This window comes from Variovorax sp. CF079 (assembly GCF_900101545.1).
Taxonomy (GTDB): domain Bacteria; phylum Pseudomonadota; class Gammaproteobacteria; order Burkholderiales; family Burkholderiaceae_C; genus Variovorax.
In genome coordinates, this window is record NZ_FMZU01000005.1 from 106,521 (window position 1) to 125,754 (window position 19,234).

General features: G+C 66.8%; 17 protein-coding genes. 4 read left to right on the plus strand and 13 right to left on the minus strand.

Features of this window, described 5'->3' with window-relative positions; all coding sequences use genetic code 11:
* Positions 1–7: 7 nt before the first annotated feature.
* From BLS74_RS08030 to BLS74_RS08065, 8 genes are read right to left on the minus strand one after another with little or no spacing between them, the layout of a single operon-like run.
* Entirely contained in the window at positions 8–742 is a 735-nt protein-coding gene (locus tag BLS74_RS08030; RefSeq protein WP_093104338.1) for an ABC transporter ATP-binding protein, read from the minus strand.
* Positions 739–1,542, minus strand: coding sequence for an ABC transporter ATP-binding protein (locus BLS74_RS08035; protein WP_093104340.1), 804 nt, complete (start codon positions 1,540–1,542; stop codon positions 739–741). The genes BLS74_RS08030 and BLS74_RS08035 overlap by 4 nt, the downstream gene beginning before the upstream one ends.
* Complete coding sequence (locus BLS74_RS08040; protein WP_093104341.1) at positions 1,539–3,452, minus strand: ABC transporter permease; 1,914 nt, start codon at positions 3,450–3,452, stop codon at positions 1,539–1,541. The genes BLS74_RS08035 and BLS74_RS08040 overlap by 4 nt, the downstream gene beginning before the upstream one ends.
* A 15-nt stretch (positions 3,453–3,467) precedes the next feature.
* A complete protein-coding gene (locus BLS74_RS08045; protein WP_093104343.1) occupies positions 3,468–4,673 on the minus strand; it encodes an ABC transporter substrate-binding protein in 1,206 nt (401 codons plus the stop codon).
* Between the two features lie 54 nt (positions 4,674–4,727).
* Positions 4,728–5,312 carry an amino acid synthesis family protein gene (locus tag BLS74_RS08050; RefSeq protein WP_093104344.1) on the minus strand — a complete coding sequence of 195 codons (585 nt, stop codon included), beginning with the start codon at positions 5,310–5,312 and terminating at the stop codon, positions 4,728–4,730.
* A gap of 43 nt (positions 5,313–5,355) precedes the next feature.
* Positions 5,356–5,997, minus strand: coding sequence for an amino acid synthesis family protein (locus tag BLS74_RS08055; RefSeq protein WP_093104346.1), 642 nt, complete (start codon positions 5,995–5,997; stop codon positions 5,356–5,358).
* Between the two features lie 21 nt (positions 5,998–6,018).
* Positions 6,019–6,939, minus strand: coding sequence for a UPF0280 family protein (locus BLS74_RS08060; protein ID WP_093104347.1), 921 nt, complete (start codon positions 6,937–6,939; stop codon positions 6,019–6,021).
* 15 nt (positions 6,940–6,954) lie between these two features.
* Positions 6,955–8,562 carry a 6-hydroxynicotinate reductase gene (locus BLS74_RS08065; protein ID WP_093104349.1) on the minus strand — a complete coding sequence of 536 codons (1,608 nt, stop codon included), beginning with the start codon at positions 8,560–8,562 and terminating at the stop codon, positions 6,955–6,957.
* A gap of 224 nt (positions 8,563–8,786) precedes the next feature.
* Between BLS74_RS08065 and BLS74_RS08070 the strand changes: the two genes are divergently transcribed.
* From BLS74_RS08070 to BLS74_RS08085, 4 genes are all read left to right on the plus strand, one after another.
* Entirely contained in the window at positions 8,787–9,560 is a 774-nt protein-coding gene (locus BLS74_RS08070) for a ferredoxin--NADP reductase (RefSeq protein ID WP_093104350.1), read from the plus strand.
* Positions 9,561–10,331, plus strand: coding sequence for a TetR/AcrR family transcriptional regulator (locus BLS74_RS08075; RefSeq protein WP_093104352.1), 771 nt, complete (start codon positions 9,561–9,563; stop codon positions 10,329–10,331).
* Positions 10,277–11,476, plus strand: a complete 1,200-nt coding sequence (locus tag BLS74_RS08080; RefSeq protein ID WP_093104353.1) for an amidohydrolase family protein — start codon at positions 10,277–10,279, stop codon at positions 11,474–11,476. Before BLS74_RS08075 ends, BLS74_RS08080 begins: the two co-directional genes overlap by 55 nt.
* A gap of 118 nt (positions 11,477–11,594) precedes the next feature.
* Positions 11,595–11,885, plus strand: a complete 291-nt coding sequence (locus tag BLS74_RS08085) for a hypothetical protein (protein ID WP_244503792.1) — start codon at positions 11,595–11,597, stop codon at positions 11,883–11,885.
* Between the two features lie 168 nt (positions 11,886–12,053).
* Here BLS74_RS08085 and BLS74_RS08090 read toward each other — a convergent pair whose 3' ends face one another.
* The 5 genes from BLS74_RS08090 to metH all read right to left on the minus strand — a co-directional run bounded on the left by BLS74_RS08090 (position 12,054) and on the right by metH (position 19,233).
* Positions 12,054–13,088: a L,D-transpeptidase family protein gene (locus BLS74_RS08090; protein ID WP_093104355.1), complete on the minus strand. Its 1,035-nt coding sequence runs from the start codon at positions 13,086–13,088 to the stop codon at positions 12,054–12,056.
* A gap of 233 nt (positions 13,089–13,321) precedes the next feature.
* Positions 13,322–13,720 (minus strand): GtrA family protein, encoded by a 399-nt coding sequence (locus BLS74_RS08095; protein ID WP_093104356.1) that lies wholly within the window; start codon positions 13,718–13,720, stop codon positions 13,322–13,324.
* Positions 13,717–14,703 (minus strand): glycosyltransferase family 2 protein, encoded by a 987-nt coding sequence (locus tag BLS74_RS08100; RefSeq protein ID WP_093104358.1) that lies wholly within the window; start codon positions 14,701–14,703, stop codon positions 13,717–13,719. The genes BLS74_RS08095 and BLS74_RS08100 overlap by 4 nt, the downstream gene beginning before the upstream one ends.
* Positions 14,687–16,474 carry an ArnT family glycosyltransferase gene (locus tag BLS74_RS08105; protein ID WP_244503793.1) on the minus strand — a complete coding sequence of 596 codons (1,788 nt, stop codon included), beginning with the start codon at positions 16,472–16,474 and terminating at the stop codon, positions 14,687–14,689. Before BLS74_RS08105 ends, BLS74_RS08100 begins: the two co-directional genes overlap by 17 nt.
* Positions 16,474–19,233, minus strand: a complete 2,760-nt coding sequence (metH, locus tag BLS74_RS08110; RefSeq protein ID WP_093104359.1) for a methionine synthase — start codon at positions 19,231–19,233, stop codon at positions 16,474–16,476. The genes BLS74_RS08105 and metH overlap by 1 nt, the downstream gene beginning before the upstream one ends.
* Position 19,234: the final 1 nt, after the last annotated feature.

Sequence of the window (19,234 nt, forward strand, 5' to 3'; positions counted from 1 at the left end):
CCTGTGATCAGACGCTCAGGTACGCCCTGCGCACCTCGTCGTTGGCGGCCAGTTCGGCCATCGACGCCTGGTAGCGGATTTGTCCCTTCTCGAGCACGTAGGCGCGGTCGGACACGAGTTCGGCGAAGTGCATGTTCTGCTCCGACAGCAGGATGCTCACGCCCTGCGCCTTGAGCTCGAGGATCATGTTGGCCATCTGTTCCACGATCACGGGCGCCACGCCTTCGGAGGGCTCATCGAGCAGCACCAGGTAGGGGTTGCCCATCAGCGTGCGCGCCACGGTCAGCATCTGCTGCTCGCCGCCGCTCATGCGGCCGCCTGGGCGGTTCGGCATCTCGCCGAGGTTGGGGAAGAGCTTGAACAGGCGTTCGGGCGTCCACAGCGGCGCGTCGCTGCCGTCGGCCCAGCGGCGCGCGGCCTGCTTGCCGACTTCGAGGTTCTCCATCACCGTGAGGTCGGTGAACACGCGCCGGTCCTCGGGCACGAAGCCCAGGCCCAGCTTGGCCGCGTGGTGCGGCTCGCTCTTCGAGATGTCGTGGCCCAGGAAGCGCACCGCGCCGCGGCGCTTGCTCAGCATGCCGATCAGCGCCTTGAGCGTGGTCGACTTGCCGGCGCCGTTGCGGCCCATGAGCGCGACCACTTCGCCGCGTCGCACTTCGAGGTCGACGTCATAGAGGATCTGCGCGGCGCCGTACCAGGCACACAGGGCGTTGGCTTCCAACAACTGCTCATGCGAACTCATGCCGCCTCTCCTATCGCCGCGTTCACCGCGGCCGCCTTTTCGGCGATCTTCTCGAAGGTCTTGCCGCTGCCGAAGTACACCTCCTGCACCTTCGGATGGTCGCGGATCTCGAGCGGCTTGCCCTGCGCGATGAGGCGCCCGCGCGCCAGCACGATCATGCGGTCGGCGTACGCGAACACAACGTCCATGCTGTGTTCGGTGAAGAGCACCGCCATGCCGCGGTCGATCACCAGTTGCTTGGTCAATGCCATCAGGGAGTTGCGCTCCTTGGGTGCCATGCCGGCGGTGGGCTCGTCCATCAGCAGCAGCTTGGGACTGTTGGCCATCGCGATCGCGAGCTCGACGCGCTTGACATCGCCGTAGGCGAGCACGCTGCAGGGCCGGTCGGCCTGCGCCTTCATGCCGACCTGGTCGAGCAACGCCAGCGCCTCGTCGCGCTTGTGATCGGCGGCGCGGCGCCAGGTGGAGAAAAGTTTGTGGTCGTGCGAGAGCAGCGCCATCTGCACGTTCTCGACCACCGTGAGCGAGGCGAAGGTCTCGGCGATCTGGAAGGTGCGGCCCACGCCCATGCGCCAGATCTCGCGCGGCTTGCGGCCCACGAGTTCCTGGCCGTCGAGCAGGATCGATCCGCGATCGGCCTTCAACTGGCCGTTGACCATGTTGAAGGTGGTGGACTTGCCGGCGCCGTTGGGGCCGATCAGCGCGAGCAGTTCGCCCGGCGCCAGGTCGAAGCTGATGCCGTCGACGGCCTTGACGCCGCCGAAGGATTTGCCGAGTTCCGAAACTTTGAGGAGGCTCATGCTTCGGCCTCCTTCAGCTTGCCGGCCGCGCCGCCGCGCCGCCGATCGAACAGCTGCTTGGTGAAGCCCGCGATCCCCTGCGGGAACAGCAGCACGAGCAGCAGGATGATCCCGCCCAGCATCGCGCGCCAGTAGTCGGTGTTGCGCGCCACCGTGTCGTGCAGCCAGGTGAAGGTGACGGCGCCCACCACCGGACCTGCCAGCGTCTGGATGCCGCCCAAAAGCACCATCACCAGCCCGTCGACCGACTTGCCCACGCTCAGCGATTCGGGCGAGATGCTGCCCTTGGAAAACGCATACAACGCACCGGCCAGGCCCGCCGCGGTGCCCGCGATCACGAAGGCCACCCACTGCATGCGCTTGACGTCGATGCCGATCGCATCGGCCCGCAGCGTCGAGTCGCGCCCGGCGCGCAGCGCATAGCCGAAGGGCGAGAACAGCACGCGGCGCAGCCACAGCACGCCGATCGCCACCAGTGCGAGCGTGAGCCAGTAGTACACGCGTTTGTCCGAGAGCCACGCCGCCGGCCAGACACCGGTGAGGCCGTTGCTGCCGCCGGTGAAAGTGTCCCACTGGTAGGTGATGGCCCAGGTGATCTGCGCAAACGCGAGTGTGAGCATCGCGAGGTAGACGCCCGACAGACGCACCGCGAACCAGCCATAGACGAAGGCGCCGGCCGCCGCCACCAGCGGCGCGACGACGAGCGCGAGCTCCATCGGCATGCCGCTCGCGCGCACCAGCAGCGCGGCGCCATAGGCCCCGAGCCCGAAGTAGGCCGCATGGCCGAAGGAATGCATGCCGGCCGGGCCCATGATGAAGTGCAGGCTGGTCGCGAACAGCGCAGCGATCATGAGGTCGATCATCAACACCGTCGTGTAGGGCGAGTCGGCCGTGATGAAGGGCATGGCTGCGAGCACGAGGCCGAACACGGCGGCCGCGATCAGGTAAGCCCTGCTCGGGCGGCGCAGCGGCTCCTCCTGCATGCCCACATAACGGCTCGGCGCCTGCGGCCGGCCGAACAGGCCCCAGGGGCGCCACACCAGCACCACCGCCATCACGAGAAAGTCGACCACCAGCGTGAGCTTGGAGAACGAGACGCTGATGCCGAAGACATCGACCACGCCGAGCCAGATGCAGACCGCCTTGATCTCGGCGATCAGCAGCGCGGCCGCGTAGGCGCCGGGAATCGAGCCCATGCCGCCCACGACGACGACGACAAAGGCCGCGCCGATGGTGTTGAGGTCCATCTCGAGCGTGGCCGGTTCGCGCGGCAGCTGCAGCGCGCCGCCCAGGCCCGCGAGCAACGCGCCGAGCGCGAACACGGCGGTGAACAGCCATGCCTGGTTGACGCCGAGCGCGCTGACCATCTCGCGGTCCTGCGTGGCGGCGCGCACCAGCGTGCCGAAGCGCGTGCGTGTGAGCAGCATCCAGACCAGGCCGAGCACCAGGGGGCCGACGACGATCAGGAACAGGTCATAGGAAGGAAACTGGCGTCCGAGGATCATCACCGAGCCCGAGAGGCCGGGCGCGCGCGGGCCCAGCAATTCGTCGGGCCCCCAGAACCACAGCACCGCGTCCTTGATCACCAGCACCAGCGCGAAGGTCGCGAGCAGCTGGAACAGCTCGGGCGCCTTGTAGATGCGGCGCAGCAGCACCACCTCGATCAGCGCGCCGAGCACGCCGACGGCGAGCGCGGCGATCACGAGCGCCGGCCAGAAGCCGAGTCCCGTGCCCAGCCGTTCGACCAGCGTATACGCCACGTAGATGCCCACCATGAAGAACGAGCCATGCGCGAAGTTCACGATCCGCGTGACGCCGAAGATCAGCGACAGGCCGGCCGCCACCAGAAACAGCGACGACGCACCGGCCAGGCCGTTGAGCAATTGAACAATGAACCCCGAGAAACTCATGGTGGACGTGCTCGATCAATCCGCGGTGCGCGATTTCTTCACGTCGGCGGCGGAAGGCTGGAACTTGGCGCCGTCGAAGTACTGGTAGTCGACCATCACGCCCTTGCCGTTGTCGTTCTTCGTCTTGCCGACGAAGGCGCCCATGGTCGATTGGTGGTCTTCGGGGCGGTAGAGGATCTTGCCGAAGGGCGTGTCCACCTGCAGGCCCTCGAAGGCGGCGACCAGCTTCGGCGTTTCGGTGCTCTTGGCCTTGGCGGCGCCGGCGGCGACCGACTTGATCATGGTGTAGCCCACCACCGAACCGAGGCGCGGATAGTCCTTGTACTTGTTGTGGTACGCGAGGAAGAAGGCCTTGTGCTCGGGCGTCTGGATGCCGTACCAGGGATAGCCGGTGACGATCCAGCCGTTCGGCGCCTCGTCCTTCAGCGGATCGAGGTACTCGGGTTCACCGGTCAGCACGCTCACCACTTCGCGGCCCTTGAACAGGCCGCGCGTGTTGCCTTCGCGCACGAACTTCGACAGGTCGGCGCCGAACAACACGTTGAAGATCGCATCGGGCTTGGCATCGGCCAGCGCCTGCACCACGCTGCCGGCATCGACCTTGCCGAGCGGCGGCGCCTGCTCGGCGACGAACTCCACATCGGGTTGCGCGGCCTTCAGCAGCTGCTTGAACGCGGCCACCGCCGACTGGCCGTACTCGTAGTTGGGGTAGACGATCGCCCAGCGCTTCTTCTTGAGCTTGACCGCTTCCGGCACCAGCATCGCGGCCTGCATGTAGGTGCCCGGGCGCAGGCGGAAGGTGTACTGGTTGCCGCCCTGCCAGGTCATCTTGTCGGTGAGCGGCTCGCCGGCCAGGAAGAAGAATTTTTTCTGCTTCGCGAAGTCGGCGACGGCCAGCCCGGTGTTGGACAGGAAGGTGCCGGTCAGCACGTCGATCTTCTCGCGCGAGATCAGCTCTTCGGCCACGCGCACCGCGTCGCCGGGGTTGGCGTTGTCGTCGCGCGTGATGAGCTCGATCTTCTTGCCGTTGACGCCGCCCTTGGCGTTGATCTCCTCGACCGCGAGCTCCATGCCCTTCTTGTAGGGCTCGAGGAAGGCGGCCTGGGCCTTGTAGCTGTTGACCTCGCCGATCTTGATCACGCCCTGCGCATGCGCGGGGACGAGTGCAGTGGCGAGCGTGGCGACGGCGGCCGCACTGAAGACATGACGCAGGGGGTTCATTGAAAGCTCCTTGGGGTCGAACGGAAGAGGAAATGGATGAGTGGCAAGAGCGGCTCAGCGGAGGCCGTCTTCGCCCTTGATCTCGGAAACCTGCAGGCCGCCGATGCGCGGCAGCGGACGGCCGCTGTCGGTGACCGCCACCGCGACGACGATCTCGTTGGCGCGCGGCGCATCCGACACGCGGGCCTCGACGGCGTCGAAGTGGCTGCGCACGAAGGCCGCGTCCTTGTGGCCCAGCGGCACGTCGATGGCGGTGCCGAGCGTGCCGCGCTTCTTGGCCGAGGGCACCAGCGCCGCGCCCTTCTCGACCGCCACGCGCAGCGGCGCGCCGAGCTTGGGATGCAGGATGGCCGCGGCATGCTCGAGTTCGCCGGACTCGCCGACGATCGCAGCCTTGCCGTAGCTCTGCACGCGGCCGGGCTCGATGCCCAGCGCGGCGACGGCCTTCTGGCCGAGCAGCGCACCCAGCTCTTCGCCGATGGCGATCAGTTCGTCCAGCGATTCGCTGTAGCGGCCTGCATAGGGGTTCTCGATCACCGCGATGGCGACGGCGCGGCGCGTGGGCGGCTCGATGCTTTGGCCCATTTCCTTGCGGGTTTCGTCGACCTGCACGACGAGCTTGCGGATGTTGGCGCTCATGGTTCTCTTTCCTTGTCTTGTCTCTGGATCAGGGATGGTGCGCTCAGCGCAAGCCGTCCCACTTGGCGATGTTTTCTGCGCGCAGGCCGCCGACGCGCTCATGCACGCGGTAGCCGGTGCTCATCGCGAGGATGAAGACGATCTCGTCGGACAGCGGCGCACCAGGCACGCGCACTTCGATCGCGTCGAACTGCCCGCGCACGTAGCTGGCATTGATGTTGGTGAGCGGCACATCGAGCGCTGCGCCGGGCGGCCCCACCTTCTTGGTGGAGGGCACGATCGAGAGCGCATTGCCGGGCTGCCCGGTCTTCTCCTCGGCCTTGCCCTGTCGATAGGCGTCGCGGTCGCCCTTCCAGCCGAGCAGCTCGCGCATCGCATAGCCGCCTGGCACATGCCACAGCGCGCCGTGCTCCAGCTCGCCGGCGGCGCCGACGATCGCGCCCTTTCCGTAGGTGGCGATCTGCTCGAGCGGCACGTCCATCGCGGCATGCAGGCGGTGCGCCATGTCGACGCCGACCGGATCCAGCAGGCTCATCATCGGCAGGATGTCGGGCTCGTAGCGGCCCGCGAAGGGATTGGTCAGCACCGCGCTGATGGCGCCGCGCACCAGCGGCGTTGCGGCGCGTGGACCGAACTCGTGGTGGATGTGCTCGACATGGGTGAAAACGCGACGTATATCGATCATGAAAAGAAGCCCTGCTTTTCGTTAAGCAAATACTGAACCAACTGCAGCGGCACGGGGCGGCCCCGCAATGGCCGAGACACCGGACGCATGCGAGCTTAAGGGCTCGACCATCGCCCATTGCCCCTGACAAACCAGCACGGCCGACCACACCAGCCCCGCGCGCTGCAAGGCCGCGGCGCGGGCCGCGCCCGCATCCAGTGCGCGGCGCACCTGCGCTGGCGCCAGCGGCTCCACGTCGGTCGTCACCGGGATGTCGCCCAGATCGCTGTCGTCCTTGCAGGCGCTGGCCGGCAGGCGATGGATGCCGGGGTCAACGACATCGACCGCGTTGGCGATCACGGTGGCCGCGGCATCGGCTTCGGCCGCCGTGGCTGCGAGCACGGTCACGCTGTCGGCGATGCCGAGCGAGAAGCTGCGGCCGCGCCAGCCGCTGGTGGCGACGCCGCGCACCGGCATCTCGGCGCCGATCTCGAACTGGCCGTCGGTCGCGAGCGGGCCGCTGTCACGCAGATCGAAGCGCGCGAGATCGGCGAACAGGCCGACGCGCGCCGAATGACCGGGCGCCAGATGCAGCGCGATATCGCCGCCGTTGTTGATCCACGCGCGCTCGATGCCGGAGCGCTGGTAGCAGGCGATGAGTTCCTGCGCCACGGCACCGGCCACGGCGGCCATCGGCGTGATGAAGCCGGCACTGAACGGGGCACAGGCCTTCCACATGCGTTGCGCGATGGGGCCTTGCAGCGCGCATTCGGTGCCCACGGGCTGGCGCAGCAGCGGCAGCTCGGTCACCAGCTCTTCGAGCACGGCGCCGAAGCGCCGCCACGCGAGTTCGTGCGCGACGGCGACCTCGACCGCGTCACCGTGCGCCTCGGCCACGATGTCGATCGGGCCGTGGTTGAGATGCCAGCGGCCGCCGTCGAGCGCGGTGCGTTGGGCGGTCATGGGAATGAAGTCCGTTCAGCCCAGCATGGGCGGTTGACCGAGCGGCCAGGGATTCGCATCGTCCATGCGAAGCCATTGGCGCGCCAGCGGCGCACCGTCGTTCTGCCAAGCGCCGCGCGCCAGCGCTTGTTCGAGCGAGAACACATGCTCCATATGCCCACCCAGCGCCGCATAGTCCTCGCGCCGCATGCTGAACTCGATGGGCGCCACGATCGCGGGCGTGGGCACGGTGCCGAAGCTGTTGTCGGGCATGCGCAGCACGTCCACCATCACCGTGATGCCGCCGCCGGGCCACACATAGGCCGGCGCGCCGCCGCAGGTCACGTTGACCAGCGCGCGCTTGATGGCGCGCGTGAGCAGCACCGGGTTTTCGGTGACGCCGGCGCGCAAGGACCCGCCGGCGCCGCCGAGGAAGAGCACGCTGCACAGCGAGGGCTCGCAGTTCTCGCCGATGCGCTCGACGATGCGGCGCACTTCGGCGGGCATCTCCTGCTCGACCGGCTGCAGTTGATCGTCGAGTACGTACCACTGCGCATGTTCGCCGGTGGTGGAGGTCATCAGGAGACGCAGGCCCGGCTTGGCCACGCCCTCTTCCCAGCCCTCGATGATCGACAGCGGATCGTCGATGTCGGTGCCGCCCCAGCCGTTGCCGGGGTTCGCCACCTGGAAGTAGCGCCCGGGCGTGGACTTGCGCCCGCGCATCTGGATGCCCGAGGGCGGCATGTCGAGGCAACGCCCGGCCTGGTGCTCGGTGAGCACGCCGGTGATGTGGTCGTCGACCACCACCACCTCGTCGGCCTGGCTGAAGAGCTGGCGCGCGAAGATGCCGACGGCCGCCGAGCCGCAGCCCACGCGCATGCGCTTTTCCTCCACGCCGTTGACGATGGGGGCCTTGCCGGCCTGGATCACCATGCTGGCGCCGCCGTCGATCACGCATTCGACCGCCTTCTTGTTGCCCAGCAGCTGCATCAGCTCGGCCGTCATGCGGCCCTCCTTCTTGCTGCCGCCGGTGAGATGGTGCACGCCGCCGAGTGAGAGCATCTGCGAGCCGTACTCGGCCGTGGTGACGTGGCCTACCACCTCGCCGCGGTAGCGCACGTTGGCCTGCTCGGCGCCGAGGAAGCGGTCGGTGTCGATCTTCACCTTGAAGCTGCAGTAGCTGAAGATGCCCTCGGTCACGACCGTGACCATGTCGACGCCCTGGGCTTTGGAAGCCACGATGAAGGGTGCGGGCTTGTAGTCGGGGTAGGTGGTTGAGGAGCCCACGCCGGTGACAAAGACCTCGTCGGCATGCAGGAGATCGCCTTGCCAGTCCGGGTCCGCTTCCGCGGGCGCCTGTTCGGCCGCCGGCCGCGCAAAAGGCACCAGCGCGGGCGATTCGCTCGCGAGTTCGCGCCGCAGCAGCAGCACCGGATCGACGCGCACCAGCACGCCCTCGCGGTTGGCGTAGCGGTCACAGGCGCCGGTGCGCCCCTCGGAGATCTGGCACAGCACCGGACAGGCGTTGCACTCGACCTTGCTGGTGCTCATGCGCTCGTTGCGCAGGGGCGAGCGGCCGCCGGCCTCGGGCAATACCGGCATGTCCATGCCGGGCAATCCGTCTGTCTTGGTGTGTTCGGTCATCGGGGGCTACTCTTGAAATCGGGGCCGATCGGATCTGCAACAACCGTGCCGGAAACCGGCTTGTATTGGACTCACGGTTTGTGTAGTATTCCCTACACTTTCATGTTGCAATCACTACATTGAAGGCCAATGTAGCAAACAGAATCGATGCTTGCAATGGTGTTTTCGCGGCGTCGCCGACAATCGGCAGGTTCCCTTTTCATTCATAACCATCCCTGATTCCTATGAGTGCATTCAGCGAAGAACGCGTGTTGAGCGTCCACCACTGGACCGACCGCCTGTTCACCTTCACCACCACGCGCGACCCGGCGCTGCGCTTTTCCAACGGCCACTTCACGATGATCGGCCTCAAGGTCAACAACAAGCCCTTGTTGCGCGCCTATAGCATCGTGAGCCCCAACTACGAGGAGCACCTGGAGTTCCTCAGCATCAAGGTCGAGGAAGGCCCGCTCACCTCCAGGCTGCAGCACGTCCAGGTGGGCGACACCATCATCGTGGGCCGCAAGCCCACCGGCACGCTCTTGATCGACTACACGCTGCCGGGCAAGCGCCTCTATCTGTTCGGCACCGGCACGGGTCTTGCACCGTTCATGAGCATCATCCGCGACCCGGACACCTACGAGAAGTTCGAGCAGATCATCCTGGTGCACGGCGTGCGCCAGATCGACGAGCTGGCCTACCACGACCTCGTGACCGACCACCTGCCCAAGCACGAGTTTTTGGGCGAGATGATCGAGAAGCAACTGCTCTACTACCCGACCGTGACGCGCGAGGAGTTCCGCAACATGGGCCGCATCACCGAGCTGATCGAGACCAACAAGCTGACCGACGACCTGGGTCTGCCGCCGCTCAATGCCGCGGAAGATCGCGTGATGCTCTGCGGCAGCCCGGGCCTCCTGGTGGACTTGAAGCACATCCTGGAAGCGCGCGGGTTCAAGGAAGGCAACACGTCGACCCCCGGCGATTTCGTCGTAGAACGCGCCTTCGCCGAGAAGTAAATGGCCAACGGCCGCAGCCTGCCCAAGCCGGCCACGCGCCGCACCGGCGTGCGCGAGGCCGCCGCGCAGGCCACGCGCGAGAGCATCCTGCGCGCGGCCACCAAGGTGTTCGCGAAGTACGGCTACGACGGCGGCAGCGTCGAGAAGATCTCGAAGGCCGCGAAGTCGTACGACCGCATGATCTACTACTACTTCGGCAGCAAGGAAGGCCTCTTCATCGCGGTGCTCGAGGGCATCTATCGGCGCATGGACGAGGCCGAGGCCGCGATCGACCTCGACGCATCGCGGCCGGTCGAGGCGCTGACGGCGGTGATCCGCTTCGTGCTCGGCTACTACCGCAAGAACCCCGAGTTCGTCACGCTGCTCAACACCGAGAACCTGCACAAGGGCCGGCACGTCGCGAAGTCGCTGCGCGCGCGCGAATACTCGTCGCGGGCGATCGCGATCATCCAGAAGCTGCTCGAAAGCGGCGTCGCGCAGGGGCTGTTCCGCGACGCCGTGGCGGCGCGCGATCTCTACCTGCTGATCGCCTCCACCGGCTACTTCTACACATCGAACCGCCACACGCTGACCGCCTTCCTCGGCGAGCCGCTGGAGACGCCGGAAGCCGTGGCGCACTGGGAAGACTTCGTGATCGAAACCGTGCTGCGCACGGTCGACGCGGGCGCTTCCGACGAAGAAACCACCTCAACCTCACCCCACGAAGAGGCAAAGAAATGGCAGAAGTCGCAACCGGCGCAAAGTCGGGCAAGGTCGTCATCCGGAACATAGGTCTGTTGCTCTCGGGCGACATCGACAAGCCCATCCTGGACGCCGACACCCTGGTCGTGAACGACGGGCTGATCGTCGCGCTCGGCAAGGAAAAGGACTGCGATCTTGAAGGCGCGCAGACCGTGATCGACGCCAAGAAGACCTGCGTCGCCCCCGGCCTGATCGACAGCCACGTGCACCCGGTGTTCGGCGACTGGACGCCGCGCCAGAGCCAGCTTGGCTGGATCGATTCGACGATGAACGGCGGCGTGACCACGATGATCTCGGCCGGCGAAGTGCACCTGCCGGGCCGGCCCAAGGACATCGTGGGCGTGAAGGCCCTGGCCATCACCGCGCAGCGCGCCTTCGACAACTTCCGCCCCGGCGGCGTCAAGGTGCTGGCGGGCGCGCCGGTGCTCGAGAAGGGCATGGTCGAGAGCGACTTCAAGGAAATGGCCGAGGCCGGCGTGGGCCTGCTCGGCGAAGTGGGCCTGGGCTCGGTGAAGGCCGGCTACGAGGCCAAGGAGATGGTGGCCTGGGCGCGCAAGTACGGCATCCAGAGCACCATCCACACCGGCGGCCCCTCGATCCCCGGCTCGGGCCTGATCGACAAGGACGTGGTGCTCGAAGCCGATGCCGACATCATCGGCCACATCAACGGCGGCCACACCTCGCTGCCCGAGGCGCATGTGTGCGAGCTGTGCGAGAAGTCTTCGCGCGCGATCGAGATCGTGCACAACGGCAACGAGCGCGTGGCCATCGCGGCTGCCAAGGCGGCGTTGGACCTGAAGTGCCCGCACCGCGTGATCCTCGGCACCGACGGGCCGGCCGGCTCGGGCGTGCAGCCGCTGGGCATCCTGCGCATGGTGGCGATGCTGTCCTCGATCGCGAACATCCCGGCCGAGCTGGTGTTCTGCTTCGCGACCGGCAACACGGCACGCATCCGCAAGCTCAATTGCGGGCTGATCGAGGTCGGCCGCGCGGCCGACTTCGTCTTCATGGACCGCGCGCAGCACACGGCCGGCAGGACGCTGCTCGAAAGCGTGCAGCTCGGCGACATCCCGGGCGTCGGCATGGTGATGATCGACGGCATCGTGCGCTGCGGCCGCAGCCGCAACACGCCGCCGGCGACCGAGATTCCGGTGGTGGTGTCGGGGGTGCACTGACTGAACGAAGCGCGCGCGGCGATCAAATGGATCTGGATCCGTTCGTATGCGTCGATGAAACACCGTTCTCGGCCTCAAGACAAGAGGTCGTGAAGATGCGAGGCAAGCCCGCGAGAACGTGCCGAACGGCGTCGGGCTCAATGAGCTCGACTACGACTCGGTGGTCTACCGTTTCCAGGACTGCGGTAGGTTGGAAGAGATCACCGCGCAAGCACCGGTCGTGACTATCGGCAATCTGTCAGTGCCGTTCACCGCAGTTGCATCTTTCGTTCGAGCTACAGATCCGTCTGCGTTTGAGAAGGCAGGCCTTCTCATCACTCCCAAGTTCGGGCTTGCCTTCGATCCGGATGATCCGTTCTGGGTCACCGCTCTTGCCGCTCACTGCCTCGATTCATGGCGCGACTTATGAAGCCGAGAACGGTCTGCTGCGATTTGCCAGCAAGGCCGCCCCATCGGCCATGACCGGCGCTTGCGCTGCGGGCGCCTCCGATGGCGCGCCTCCTGCCTGCGCCGAGGCGCAGAGTGGCGAAACGAAGAGCGCGGCCGCCACGAGACTGCGCCGACCCACCCACGGCCACTATGGCTTTACCTCCACCGCAAACCCGGTCTTGGCCAGTGTCGACAATCGCGCCGCATCCCAGTTGGTCAAGTGAATGCAGCCATTGGTTTCCTGGTGACCGACGCGCGCGGGAGACGGCGTTCCGTGAATGCCCCAGTGCGGTTTCGAAAGTCCAATCCAGGTGCTGCCCACCGGATTATTGGGGCCGGGCGGCACTTCGACCTTCTTCGCCTTCGCTGGCGCATTCTTGAGGAGCCCGGGATCGTAGGTGAAGGTCGGATTCTTCACTTCGTTGGTGATCTTCATCCTGCCGAGCTCCAAGGGATCAAGCCGCCCGCCGATACTGATCGGGAAGCCGGCCAGCGGCTTGCCGTCGCGGTCGAGCACGAAGAGCATGTGCTCGGACTTGTCGATCTCGATCGACGCCGCGGCTTTCACAACCGCTGGATCCGCAGCGCCGGCCACGTTGACAATCACGATCTCATCGCCGGCCCTGAAGCGCGCGCCCTTGTTCAGGTCCGCCAGCAGCTTCGGCGCCATGTGATGCTTCTCCGACAACGCTTCCTCGACGGATTCGTAGTCGAGCGATTTCAGCTTTGCCCTATCGGCCATGTCCTTTGGCGTCGCCGTGAAGGGCCCGGCAGCATCCCTCTCGGTGACGACGTATGCGGCGAACAAAGGCGCGGTGTCGTTTCTGAGGGCCTTCCAGGTGGCGGCGTCCACCTTGCCGGTGGGGGCGATGCCGCTCGCCGTCTGGTACGCGGCCACCACACGCCGCATGTTTGCACCAAAGCCGCCGTCGATCTCGCCGGGCGAGAACCATGCGCGGTCAAGCAGGATCTGGGCACGAACCACCGCGGCGCCTCTGGCGCCCTGGGAAAGCATCGGCATCTCAGTCGCCGCATTGAGCCGGTCCAATGCCCTGGGTTTCTGCGCATCGGAGGGGGCGGTCTTGGCTGCGGCCGATGTCTTGGCAGCGCAGGCCGCCCACGATGCACCGGATGCAGCGAGCGCCCCAGCAATCAGCAGGAACTTGCGGCGGGGAAAGGTCATCGAGCGACGCCTGCGCGAGCGGATGGAAGTAGCAGCGTATCCGCATCGCAGGCAGTCACTGTCGGCGTGCACCCCATAAGGGCGCAGTCCACAATCCAGGACGAAATATGGGAGGACGGCGTCTCCTGAAAACCCAGCGGCGATCCGGCCCAGCCCGGCAAGTCACGCGTGGCGCTACTCGGCCGCGCGATGCCGTGCTACTCGTTGTGACCGTGATCAGGCGACAGCATCCCTCACCGCTCGCGCCTCGACTTGAATATCAGGTGCCGCGCGGAAAGAAAGTTGAGCACCATCCCCGTCAGGCTGCCAAGCGCCACGCCTGCCGCCGGCGCCCATGGGCCGCTCAGCGTGTGCAGCACCAGTACGTAGACGCCATAGTTGACGAACGCGCCGCCCAGCATGGTCAGCAGGTAGCCGAGGTATTCGCGCGCCAGCGATACCTCCGAATGCCGCGCGCCGAAGGCGTAGCGCCGGTTCAGCGCCCAGGTCGCCGTCGCGGCTGCGACGAAGGACAGCACCCGTGCCAGATACCAGCCGAGCACGGGGGCCGCGAGATACAGCACGCCGACATCGACGCCCAGGCCCGCCACGCCGGCGGCCGCGAAGAATAGGAACTCGCGGCCCGCCCTCATGGCCGGCCGCGATGGCGCACACCCGGGATGGAGAGATAGCGCAGCCGCTTGGCCTCCTGCCGCCCGATGGTCACGGTGTGCAGCACGATGCCGCAGACGAAGGCCAGCATCGCGGCCAGCATGGTGCCGGTCAGCAGCACGGCCGTCGGCAGGCGCGGTACCAGGCCCGTGTCGATGTAGGTAAGGGCCAGCGGCACGGCCGCCGCGAGCGAGGCCAGCGCCAGCACGGTCGCGATGCCCGAGAAGAAGAGCAGCGGCCGCTCGCTCACGAACAGCTTGCAGATGGTCTTGAGGATGCGCCAGCCGTCGCGGTAGGTCGAGAGCTTGCTGTGCGAGCCCTCCGGGCGCGAGCGGTAGCGCACCGGCAGTTCAGCGAAGGGCATGCGCAATTCCAGCGCATGGACCGTGAGCTCGGTCTCGATCTCGAAGCCCTCCGAGACGGCCGGGAAGGACTTGGCGTAGCGCCGCGAGAACACGCGCAGGCCCGAGAGCATGTCGGTGAGATGGCCGCCGAAGAGCCCCGCCACCGCGCCGGTCAGAAGGCGGTTGCCGAAGCGGTGCCCCGTTCGGTAGGTGTGGGCGTCGTGGCCATCGTCGACGCGCGAGCCGACCACCATGTCGAGGTTGCCTTCGACCAGCGTGTCGACCAGGCGGCGCAGCTCGCCGAGGTCGTAGGTTGCATCCCCGTCGACCATCACGTAGATGTCGGCCTCGACGTCGGCGAACATGCGCCGCGCCACATTGCCCTTGCCGCGCAGCGCCACGTGCGTCACGCGCGCACCAGCGGCGCGGGCGACGGCCGCGGTGTCGTCGGTCGAGGCGTTGTCGAACACATGGACTTCGGCCTCGGGCAGGGCCGCGCGGAACTCGTCCACCACCTGCGCGATGGCCAGTGCCTCGTTGAAGCACGGGATCACGGCGGCTATACGCAGTGCGGGCAGTGCGGGCAGCGGGGCTGGGCGCGGATCAGGGTGCTCGGTCATTCTTGTATTGCAGGATGCGATAGGCCTTGGCGCCGTCTTTCTCGTACATCAAGGCGAAATGATCGTCGAATCCAGGCTTGGTCGTGATCTGCGGCACCATCGTGTAGGGCATGACGATGGCCTCGAAGCCCAGTGCCGCGAGCTTGCGCGCCATCTCGGCCGGGGGAAGAGGAAGAAAGTCCGTGTAGCGCCACGGTCCCAGCGCGTCGCCCCAGATCGGGTTGGGCCCGTAGTAGATCGCCTCGCTCAGCGCGATCTGGTAGACGCGGCCGGTGGCGTGCTCGCGCAGGTAGTTCATGACGGCATAGCCGGGCACGTTGGCCCGCAGGAAGGCCTCCCGCGTCTCGGGCGTCGGCGACACCTTGGTGAGCGCGCGCGCGGTATGCCGGACCGACACCGCCGCGAGCGCTGCCAGAAAGACAACGACGAAGAGACTGCCCGCGCGCGCCGGCCAGCCCACGCGGCCGGCTACCGGCAGCAGCCAGCGCAGCCCCGCCACGATCCAGCCGAGCAGCACCTGCCAGCCCAGCACCGCGATCAGCGCGATCAGCGGGAACGAAGCCGTCAAGTAGCGCGGGTAGCGCGAGGTCAGCGCCCACACGAGCACCGAGTAGGCGCAGAAGATGATCGCGGCGTGCACGGCCGGCGAGCGTCGCCAGGCCTTGCTGAGAGGCGCGAGCACCACGGGCCAGATCAGGAGGCTGGGAAAGGCGGCATGGATGCGCACGTCGTCGAGCTGGTTCTTGTAGTCGGCCAGGTTCCAGTTGCTGAAGCCGAAGAGCTTGGCGCCGATGGGATTGAAGGGATCGCCCGTCATCACGGCATTGCGCGCATACCAGTAGATGCAGGGAACGAGAAAGCACAGCAGCGCGACGGCCCAGACGCCCGGGCGCCGTTCGCGGCGGATCACGAACCAGGCCACCAGCGGCAGGAAGGTCAGCGCCTGGTACTTGGAGCCCGCCGCGAGGCCGAGGAAGAAAGCCGCCAGCGCCAGCCAGCGCGGGCCCTGCTCCGGCGGCGATTGGCGCCACCACCACAGGGCCGTGCAGGCCGCCAGCACGAACAGCGCGACGCCCGTGTCGATCAAGGCGTTCGAATAGTCGCCCATGCCGAGCCAGATGGCGGCGCCCGCGCAGCCCAGCACGCGGTTCAGGTGCAGCACGCCCAGGCGGTAGACCATCCACACCGACAGCCAGCCGGCCAGCGCGTTCAGGAAATGCGCCAGCACGTCGTCGCCGATCAAGAGCGCGGCGGCATAGAGCAGGTTGTAGTTGTACGGAAACCAGGGATAGCGCAGCCACTCATGGATGCCGAGAGAGCCGCTTTGCGCCACCTCGCGCGCATACGGCAGGTGGTACATCAACTCGTCGAAGGCGGCCGGCGGCGCCAGCGGCGCCAGCAGCGTCGGCAGCGCGACCAGCGCCAGCGCGACCAGGCCCGCCTTGTCGACCCATGACAGGGGCAGCCCCGGGTCGAAGGCGCGCACCTCCCGCCTCCATGCCGGAAACTGCACGCACGCCACCGCAAAGCCGATCGCGGCCAGCAGCAGCACGCCGGCGGTGTCGAACGCGCCCGCGATGCCGAGCAGCTGGAACGCGCAGATGAAGACCCCGACGCCGAGCGCGGTGGCCATCGCGGTCTCGAGCCAGACGTCGCGGCGCACCGGCGAACCCATGCGCGACTGCACCACCCGCCCGAAGCCCCAGCAGCCGGCAACGAAGATCGCCAGCGCCGCATAGTGCGCGGCAGCAAACATCAGTTTCTGAAGCATCAGAGATTGGGGGCCAGCAGCCGCTCGAGATCCGCTTCGCTCTGCTTGCGTCGCGCTGCCTGATCCTGCAACTGGTCGTGCCCGATCTTGCCGACGTTGAAGTAGGTCGCCTCAGGATGGCTCAGGTAGAAGCCGCTGACACTGGCGGCGGGCATCATGGCGAGGCTCTCCGTCAGGGTCATCCCAATGTCCGCGCAGTTCAGGAGGTCGAACATCGGCCGCTTCACGCTGTGGTCGGGGCATGCCGGATAGCCCGGCGCGGGGCGGATGCCGCGGTACTTCTCGCCGATCATGTCCTCGTTGCTCAAGCCCTCGTCGGGCGTATAGCCCCAGAGATCGGTGCGCACGCGGTGATGCAGCGCTTCGGCGAAGGCTTCGGCCAGCCGGTCGGCCAGCGCCTTGAGCATGATGGCCGAGTAGTCGTCGAGGTCGTCGACGAAGTACTTCTCCTTCTTCTCGACGCCGAGCCCGGCGGTGACGGCGAACATGCCGACGTAGTCCTTCAGGCCGCTCTCGCGCGGCGCGACGAAGTCGGCCAGGCAGCGGCTCGGGCGCATGACGCCTTCGATGGCCTGCTTCTCGGTCTGCTGGCGCAACCCGTACCAGGTGAGCGCGGCTTCGGTGCGCGATTCGTCGGTGTAGAGCACGATGTCATCGTCGTTCTCGGTGTTGGCGGGCCAGAAGCCGATCACGCCGCTGGCGCTGAGCCAGCGCCCTTCGATCAGCCGCTTGAGCATGCGCTGGCCGTCGGCATACACGCGCACGGCCTCGGTGCCGACCACCTCGTCCTTCAGGATCGCCGGGAACGGGCCCGCGAGGTCCCAGGTCTGGAAGAAGGGCCCCCAGTCGATGTACTTCGCGAGCTCGGTCAGGTCGAAGTTCTTGAACACGCGCCGGCCGATGAACTTCGGCACCGGCGGCAGGTAATTCGACCAGGCTATCGGCGTCTTGTTGGCGCGCGCCTTCGCCAGCGGCCACAGCGGCGTCTGCTTCTTGTTGGCGTGCTGGTGGCGGACCTTGTCGTAGTCGGCGTTGATCTCGTCGATGTAGGCCGCCGCCTGGTCGGACAGCAGCGACTGCGCCACGCTCACGCTGCGCGAGGCGTCGGGCACGTAGACCACCGGCCCTTCGTAGTGCGGCGCGATCTTCACCGCCGTGTGCACGCGGCTGGTGGTGGCGCCGCCGATCAGGAGCGGGATCTTCTTGATGCGGAAATGCTCGTCCTTCTGCATCTCGCCGGCGACGTATTGCATCTCCTCGAGGCTGGGCGTGATCAGGCCCGACAGGCCCACGATGTCCGCGCCCTCGACCTTGGCGCGCGCCAGGATCTCGTGGCACGGGACCATCACGCCCATGTTCACCACCTCGAAGTTGTTGCACTGGAGCACGACGGTCACGATGTTCTTGCCGATGTCGTGCACGTCGCCCTTGACGGTGGCGATGATGATCTTGCCCTTGGTGCGCACGTCGCGGCCCGCAGCTTCGTCCTGGCGCTTCTCTTCCTCGATGTAGGGAATGAGGTGGGCCACGGCCGACTTCATCACGCGCGCCGACTTCACCACCTGCGGCAGGAACATCTTGCCCTGGCCGAACAGGTCGCCGACGATATTCATGCCGTCCATCAGCGGGCCTTCGATCACGTGCAGCGGCCGGCCGCCCTTGGCCAGGATCTGCTGGTAGGCCTCTTCGGTGTCCTCGACGATGAAGTCGGTGATGCCGTGCACCATCGCGTGCGAGAGCCGCTGGTTCACGTGCACCGGATGCTCGGGCGTGCCGCGCCACTCGAGCTTCTTGCTCTCGTCCTTGGCGCCGCTCTTGGCGGTTTCGGCCACTTCGACCAGGCGCTCGCCGGCGTCGGGGCGGCGGTTCAGCACCACGTCTTCCACGCGCTCGCGCAGCTCGGGTTCGAGGTCGTCGTAGACGCCCACCATGCCGGCGTTGACGATGCCCATGTCCATGCCCGCCTTGATCGCGTGGTAGAGGAACACGGTGTGGATCGCTTCGCGCACCGGGTCGTTGCCGCGGAAGCTGAAGCTCACGTTCGAGACGCCGCCCGACACCTTGGCGCCCGGCAGGTTTTCCTTGATCCAGCGCGTGGCGTTGATGAAGTCGACCGCGTAGTTGTTGTGCTCCTCGATGCCGGTGGCGATCGCGAAGATGTTGGGGTCGAAGATGATGTCCTCGGGCGGGAAGCCGATCTCGTCGACCAGGATGCGGTAGGCGCGCTCGCAGATCTCGATCTTGCGTTCGTAGGTGTCGGCCTGACCCTGCTCGTCGAAGGCCATCACGACCGCGGCCGCGCCGTAGCGGCGCAGCAGCGTCGCGTGGTGCTTGAACTGGGCCTCGCCCTCCTTCATGCTGATCGAGTTGACGATGCCCTTGCCCTGGATGCAGCGCAGGCCGGCTTCGATCACCTCCCACTTGGAGCTGTCGATCATGATCGGCACGCGCGCGATGTCGGGCTCGCTGGCGATCAGGTTCAGGAAGCGCACCATCGCGGCCTTGCTGTCGAGCATGGCCTCGTCCATGTTGATGTCGATCACCTGCGCGCCGTTCTCGACCTGCTGGCGCGCGACCGCCAGCGCTTCCTCGAACTGGCCGTTCAGGATCATGCGGGCGAAAGCCTTGGAGCCGGTGACGTTGGTGCGCTCGCCGATGTTGACGAAGAGCGTGCCTCGGCCGATCTGCACCGGCTCGAGGCCGGACAGCTTCATCGGAGGAACCGGGAGAACAGGGACGGAAGACGGATCGGAGGACATG